Annotated in this window: 6 protein-coding genes and 3 pseudogenes; 7 read left to right on the top strand and 2 right to left on the bottom strand. The window is 62.0% G+C overall.

Annotated features, from left to right (window positions below; genetic code table 11):
• Position 1: 1 nt before the first annotated feature.
• Entirely contained in the window at positions 2–388 is a 387-nt protein-coding gene (locus PYV00_RS18715; protein ID WP_275229809.1) for a PAAR domain-containing protein, read from the bottom strand.
• Positions 389–578: 190 nt separating this feature from the next.
• On the opposite strand from PYV00_RS18715, the pseudogene PYV00_RS18720 reads away from it, so the two are divergent.
• Positions 579–1,105 (top strand): annotated as a pseudogene (locus PYV00_RS18720) (Mu transposase domain-containing protein); the annotation flags it as partial.
• Entirely contained in the window at positions 1,102–1,830 is a 729-nt protein-coding gene (locus PYV00_RS18725; RefSeq protein ID WP_275229810.1) for an ATP-binding protein, read from the top strand. The pseudogene PYV00_RS18720 and the gene PYV00_RS18725, both read left to right, overlap by 4 nt.
• 80 nt (positions 1,831–1,910) lie before the next feature.
• Here the strand turns inward: PYV00_RS18725 and PYV00_RS18730 are convergent, their stop codons facing one another.
• Positions 1,911–3,509 (bottom strand): ISL3 family transposase, encoded by a 1,599-nt coding sequence (locus tag PYV00_RS18730; RefSeq protein WP_342803826.1) that lies wholly within the window; start codon positions 3,507–3,509, stop codon positions 1,911–1,913.
• Positions 3,510–3,827: 318 nt separating this feature from the next.
• Here PYV00_RS18730 and PYV00_RS18735 point away from each other — a divergent pair, with 318 nt between their 5' ends.
• The 5 genes and pseudogenes from PYV00_RS18735 to PYV00_RS18755 all read left to right on the top strand — a co-directional run bounded on the left by PYV00_RS18735 (position 3,828) and on the right by PYV00_RS18755 (position 6,048).
• Positions 3,828–4,094: a type II toxin-antitoxin system ParD family antitoxin gene (locus PYV00_RS18735; RefSeq protein ID WP_275229811.1), complete on the top strand. Its 267-nt coding sequence runs from the start codon at positions 3,828–3,830 to the stop codon at positions 4,092–4,094.
• A pseudogene (locus PYV00_RS18740) lies at positions 4,091–4,330 on the top strand (type II toxin-antitoxin system RelE/ParE family toxin); the annotation flags it as partial. The gene PYV00_RS18735 and the pseudogene PYV00_RS18740, both read left to right, overlap by 4 nt.
• 9 nt (positions 4,331–4,339) lie before the next feature.
• Positions 4,340–4,486: pseudogene (locus tag PYV00_RS18745) on the top strand (IS256 family transposase); the annotation flags it as partial.
• A gap of 2 nt (positions 4,487–4,488) precedes the next feature.
• Positions 4,489–4,716 (top strand): hypothetical protein, encoded by a 228-nt coding sequence (locus PYV00_RS18750; protein WP_275229812.1) that lies wholly within the window; start codon positions 4,489–4,491, stop codon positions 4,714–4,716.
• A 297-nt stretch (positions 4,717–5,013) separates the two neighbouring features.
• Positions 5,014–6,048, top strand: coding sequence for an IS110 family transposase (locus tag PYV00_RS18755; protein WP_275229813.1), 1,035 nt, complete (start codon positions 5,014–5,016; stop codon positions 6,046–6,048).
• Positions 6,049–6,296: the final 248 nt, after the last annotated feature.

The raw sequence follows: 6,296 nt of genomic DNA on the forward strand, positions 1-6,296 counted from the left end.
GTCACCCGCGCACGAACGGCGCGCCCTGCTTCTGGGCGGTTCTCAGGCATGGTGGGTCCGGTGTCGCCAACGCGGGGATATCCACGCCGGAGGCCAGATCACCGATCAATACCGCAGGGTAGCCGGCCACGATGACCCCGCCATGCACGGTTGGATCATACTGTCGTGCCGCGGGCGAGCCGCCGACCAGCACCGTCATAGATCCCTTGGCAATCGAATCGGGCGGTCCACTGCAGACGCACAGATCGCCAACACGGGCTTGCGGGCTGCCGCCGGTCAGCACATTGAACTGACCTTTCATGACCGGCCCGCCCACATGCGGAACAGGCCCCGGATTGACCATGGGGCAAGAATGAAAATCACCGATCCGGGCGGCTGGAAATCCCATCGCAGTCCCCTTCAAGAGACGATCACGTGAACCGCCATGACCGTCCTCACCGGATCATCGCCACACCAGGGCCATGCCGACAGAATGGTCTTGCCGGATTACCTAATGGAAGTGGCGGCGGCCTGCTACGGGATTTTCATCCAACCTGATCAAGCCTCGATATCTTCACGGTGCCAGAGTCAGATTGAGGCATATCCGCGAGGACTTCTTCCTGGATCGGACCTTCCGCAACATGGAGGACCTCAACGCCCAGCTCATCGGCTGGCTCGACACCGTCGCCAATGTCCGGGTCCATGGGACGACCAGCGCGTGGTTGCCGAAGCCTTCGGCGAGGAGCAGGAGGAACTGCAACGCCTGCCGGACCACCGCTTTAATGCTGTCCTGAAGCTCGAGCGGCGGGTCAGCCATGACGGGCTCGTGGCGGTCGGCGGCAACTATTACAGCGTGCCCGACCGGACGCGCCGGATCGTCGAGATCGAGCAGTTGCCGGACCTGATCCGTATCATCGACCGCGGTATCGTCGTTGCCGAGCATCCCGTGCTCGAAGGGTACCGGCAATATCGCATCGACCGCCGCCATCGCACAGGACGTCCGGCACCGCGAACGCAGGAACGATCCATGACGATGATCGGCCGGATCGGCGATCATGTGCCGCTGCGTTCGCTGGCGGTCTATAAAGCGATCGGCGCAAGCCTCGCGATGGAGGGGCGGCCATGAACAGCACGGCACCATCCGCGCGCGTCGACTCCATCCGCCGAAGCCTGGTCAGCCTCAAGATGCCCCGAGCGCTCGAAATCCTCGATGCAACTCCGCGGCGCATCGAGCAGGGTCAGATCGACGGCATCGAAACCAACGACGAACTGCTGGGCGAAGAGCTGTCGCTGCGCGAGAACCACCGGGTCAAGGCTGCCCTGCGCATGGCCCGGCTGCCCGTGGTCAAGACGCTGGCCGGCTACGACTTCTCCTTCCAGCCCTCGCTCGACAAGAACCGCATCCTGGCACTGGCCGGCCTCGACTTCATCGAACGGGCCGAGGTCGTCCATCTGTTGGGGCCGCCCGGCACCGGCAAGAGCCACATTGCCAAGGCACTCGCGGTCGAGGCCGTGCGGGCCGGCAAGGCGGTCTACTTCATCCCGCTCGCCGATCTGATCGCCCAACTCGCCAAGGCCCGTTACGAAAGAGGCGCCATGATCCTTACCTCCAATCGCGGCTTTGCCGAATGGGTTGAGGTCTTTGGCGATGCCGTCGTCGCAACTGCCCTGCTCGACAGGCTGCTCCACCACGCCGTCGTCATCCAGATCGAAGGCTCCAGCTATCGCATGGGTGAGCATGCTGCGCTCGTGCCCGAAAACGCCCGCAACGGCGCTGCGTTCAATCCGCCGCCAACCAGACGTCGCGGACGACCGCCGAAGAAAGGAAATCCCGATCCCGAATACGGCTGATCACCGCACTATCCCGAACCGCCAGCATAGGGAATTTTGAGCGCCCACATCTGGGTTCTCCCGCAATTTCGGTGCAGGGGTCATGCCATAATCCGTGCTCGGAGCAGATCGATGCCGGCCCGGCCGTACATTGAGCGCTTGATCAGCTTGAGCTTATTGATCTTGCCTTCGACCGGTCCGGTGCTCCACGGCAAGGTCAGCGCGGCGCGCACCGCATCGATGTCGCGCCGCAGGCCTCGTGCGAACGAGGCGACGGCACTTCCCAGTGTCTGGGCAAGCCATGGGTCGAGCTCTGCTGCTTTGCGCTCAACCAGTATTTCGTGAAACCGCCGCGCCAGGTCGGCTACTTCCGCGATTGCGGGCGAGGCGGCGCGTACGGCATCGACGAACCGGGCATCCTCCTTGCAGAGCGTCTCACTGGACGCGGAGAGGAGCCTGACGGTCTGACGCGATGACGGTGATTTCCAGCGTGGGCGTGCGACAGATGGCGCCGCCGGCGGCGACAGGCCGTCGCGGAGCCGGGTCTTGATCCAGCGACGGAAGCTGCGCGCTTCGCCACGGTAGCCTAGTCCACACACCTCTCGATAAAGCTGGGTGGCATTGCGACAGCCTTCTTCCCAGCGCGAACGCAGATAGGCTTCAAAGGCATTCGCAGGATGCCGCGATGCGCGTTCCCAGGTTCCCGGCCGCCTGTCGAGAAGCCACTGGCGGATAGTCTTTCGATCGCGACCCGTTTCATGCGCGATGGCCGCTATGCTCCAGCCCTTGTCACGCAGACCGGCGACCGCCTCGAACATCATGTGTCTTCGCGCTCGGCTTTGTCGTTGTTCGTCGAGCGTGGCCCTCGACGCCCCGATTGTCGCAGGCCGTTCCTGCGGTACAACCGGCGCGACATCGTCCGCCAGTGATCGTCCGACCTCGCGAACGAGGCGGTATCGCTTCTCGACAGCGGCGAGCAGCGCATCCGAACAGTTGCGCAACATATGCCAACGATCCGCAACCTGCACAGCCAAGGGCGCCCCTTCACGCGCACCCTTGGCGTAGCTGCCCGCTCGATCGCGTGCGATGATTTCGGCGCCGGGGTTGGACTTCAGCCAGGCAGTAAGGGTGGCACTCTCCCGATCCGGTAGCAGATCAACGACCTGGTTGGCCTCGAGATCGACTAGAACGGTGCCGTATCGCTGTCCTTTGCGCCATGCCCAGTCGTCAATGCCAAGAACCCGCGGCGCACCGTGCTTAACCTGCCGACCGGTGCGGACGATCCGCAGCATCGTGTCGGCGCTGACGCGCATGCTCAGCCGGTCGATGAGGCGAGCACCCGCTTCACCGCCAAGGGCAAGCCCAACCGAACGCTCGATGTCGCGCAGGCGCAGTGTGCGCCGAGCGTACCGACCGGCCAGAGCCTCGGCACGCTCGGCGAAGATACGCTGCGCGCAACTTCGATTGATACACCGCAGCCGACGGACCTGGACGCAGAGCATGACAGGTCGGCCCTGCCAGGGAAGATCGGCGACATGTCGCTGGTATCTGCTATGCGTCCGCGATGACACACGCCGGCACGTCGGACAGCGCGGCGCGGACAACCGCGACCGGCAATGGATCACGATACGCGTAGCTTCGAGAACAACCTCCTCGACGATTAGTTGGGGTGGAACGAGCGGTAGAATGCGTTTGACCACGGTTCGACAGGCTCCCTCTATGGAGCCCTTACGAATCCACCAGATTCATGGTTCGTTCCCACAGCCTGCACCGAAATTGCGGGAGAACCCACATCTGGGGAAACATCGGTGCCCATTGACACTCATCACTGAAGTTGGGCTTTCCCATGGTCGCCTCCTTCCTCAAAATTGGGATCGAAGGCGTCCAGAAATCTAGGGGCTACTCAGACCCCGCACGATGGTTTTGCCCATCGAGCCGACCAAAGGGCATGCCCCTCGGAACCCAGCCTATTTGATAATAGTTATCGGACTGTGGTATGCTGAAAATGGAGGTGCCACATGGCCAGCAGCGTCGATCTCGGAAATCAGCTCGATAGCTTCGTCAAGAAGCTCGTGAAAGCGGGCCGCTATGGTTCGCGCAGCGAAGTCCTGCGCGAAGGCGTCCGCCTGATCCACGAGCGCGAGACCCATCTCGCGGCGCTGGACGCTTCGATCATGCGCGGCGTGGCCGATGCCGAGGCCGGGCGTGTGCACGACATCGACGCCATCGCGTCGCGCCTTGACGCCAAATACGCCGCCATGAGCGACAAGCATGGCAATCAATGAAGGTCGTTCTCACCGACGAAGCCGTTGCCGACCTTGAATCCATCGCCGACTACATCGCGCGGAACAATCCGCCGCGCGCCCGCAGCTTCGTCGCCGAACTGCTCGACAAAGCGCGCGGCCTTGCCGACATGCCGGAAGGATTCCCGCTTGTACCGCGATATGCCCATCTTGGCATCCGCAGGCGCGTCCACGGCAGCTATCTGGTCTTCTACCGCGTGGAAGCCGATTGCATCACGGTCATCTGTGTTCGCCTCGTCGGCGCCGTGCTCCTCGAGCAGAACGACGAGTGGCAGCTCCAGCACCGCTACATGCAGATCGAGGGCATGGCCGCCCTCACCACATCCATGATCGAGGAGGTTCAGCCGCTACAAATTGCACCCAAGGCCGCCTGACCATGCAGCCCGGTGACCACACCCGAAATTACACCTCATTGACGGACGTGACCAACAAGAGCGAGGACGGGTCCTTTCGGCTTACGGTTCGAGATACACGCTACAATTCGCAGGGCTATCCGATCGTCACATCCGCCTTGCAGGATGAAGTCTTCGAAACGTCGGCCGCAGCCAAGGCGTTTGCACGGGAGAAATTTGGCGCGAAGACAGGCGAATACGCCATAAAGTAATCCGATCCTGCACTCCGGGTGCCCATCACCGGATGCCCGGGCCTATGTCCCGGTCATGAACTGATAGAGCGTAAGCGGTGTCCCCCTGGCACCTTGCGCGGCGGCTGATCAGCGTCGAGTTTCCGTCCTTTGACCCGGGCCGGGGCGGCTGATGCTATGACGATGCCATGTGACGATGCTAGTACCAAGGGGCGTGTCCAACGCTTCGAGATGGGGTGGTTGCCGCCCTCCCCAGACGGCATCGCAATGTGCCAAATATGTGGTGTTGAAAGCCACTGAGCGGAAAGGACGGCAACCGTGACGAAAGATACGATGATCGGCGTGGATCTGGCAAAACATGTTTTTCAGGTGCACGGGGCTTCAATGTCCGGGGAGATGCGGTTTCGCAAGAAGCTGACCCGGCAACGGTTTCAGCAATTCATGGCTGAACAGGAACCGTGCATGGTGGCGATGGAGGCCTGCGGTAGCGCTCATTATTGGGCTCGCGAGATGGCGAGACTCGGTCATGAAGTGAAGCTTGTCGCCCCTCGATACGTGACGCCCTTTATCAAGCGCCACAAGAACGACGCTGCCGACGCAGAGGCAATAGTCGAGGCTGCACAGCGGCCAGGAATGCGTTTCGTCGAGGCCAAGACCGAGGCGCAACAGGCAAGGGCGATTCTGTTCCGGACCAGAGAGCAACTGGTTCGCCAGCGCACCGATCTGATCAATGCCTTGCGAGCGCATCTCTATGAATACGGCTACATCGTGGCTCAAGGCATCGGGCATCTTGGCCGCCTTGAGGAAATCCTGAACGAGCCCAACAACGAACTGCCCGATTTGGTCAGGGACCTCGGCCGTGTCCTGCTTGAGCAGATCGCCGGGAAGACCGAAGCCATTCAAGGCTTGGACCGACGGATCAAGGACTTGGCTGCGCAAAGCAGGGATGCGCGCCGCTTGCAGACCATCCCTGGCGTCGGACCGGTCACGGCCCTGGCCATCGAAGCCTTCGCACCGCCGCTCGAAGCGTTTCGCTGCGGCCGCGACTTCGCTGCTTGGCTCGGCCTCGTTCCAAGGCAGCATTCCTCCGGTGGCAAACAGCGCCTCGGGCGAGTGTCCAAGGCCGGGCAGCGCGACATCCGTCGGCTCTTAATCATCGGCGCGATGTCGCGCCTGAACTGGCTCGGGCGCAAATCGATCCGCGGTGGTTCTTGGCTGGATCGCCTAGCAGCGAGAAAACCGCGCATGCTCGCCGTTGTCGCGCTCGCCAACAAAATGGCGCGGACGATCTGGGCCATGGCAACAAAGCAAGAGGATTACAGGGATCCGGCTCGGGCGATTGCTGCTTGTTGACGCAACCGCAGCTAAAATCCTGAAGCCGGAACAGCGGGAGGTGTGAGAAGACGACGACCTGCATGGGCAAAATGATCGAATAGATCTGGATTAGGAAAACCAGTTGGATACCCCGAGCCAACAAGCTCGCCTTCGAGATTTGGACCTGGATACCCCCATCTACTCGGCATCGAGCGGGTTTGAGTGCGCGGCGACAACTACGATGGCCGGTTGAGCGGCGACTATGATGGCCGGTAGGATCGGTTGTC

It is taken from the genome of Novosphingobium album (ex Liu et al. 2023), assembly GCF_029076845.1.
GTDB lineage: Bacteria > Pseudomonadota > Alphaproteobacteria > Sphingomonadales > Sphingomonadaceae > Novosphingobium.

Excerpts from the sequence above, each read along its gene's own strand:
- PYV00_RS18715 (WP_275229809.1), bottom strand. The coding sequence starts at position 388 with ATGGGATTTCCAGCCGCCCGGATCGGTGATTTTCATTCTTGCCCCATG.
- PYV00_RS18725 (WP_275229810.1), top strand. The coding sequence starts at position 1,102 with ATGAACAGCACGGCACCATCCGCGCGCGTCGACTCCATCCGCCGAAGC.
- PYV00_RS18735 (WP_275229811.1), top strand. The coding sequence starts at position 3,828 with ATGGCCAGCAGCGTCGATCTCGGAAATCAGCTCGATAGCTTCGTCAAG.
- PYV00_RS18750 (WP_275229812.1), top strand. The coding sequence starts at position 4,489 with ATGCAGCCCGGTGACCACACCCGAAATTACACCTCATTGACGGACGTG.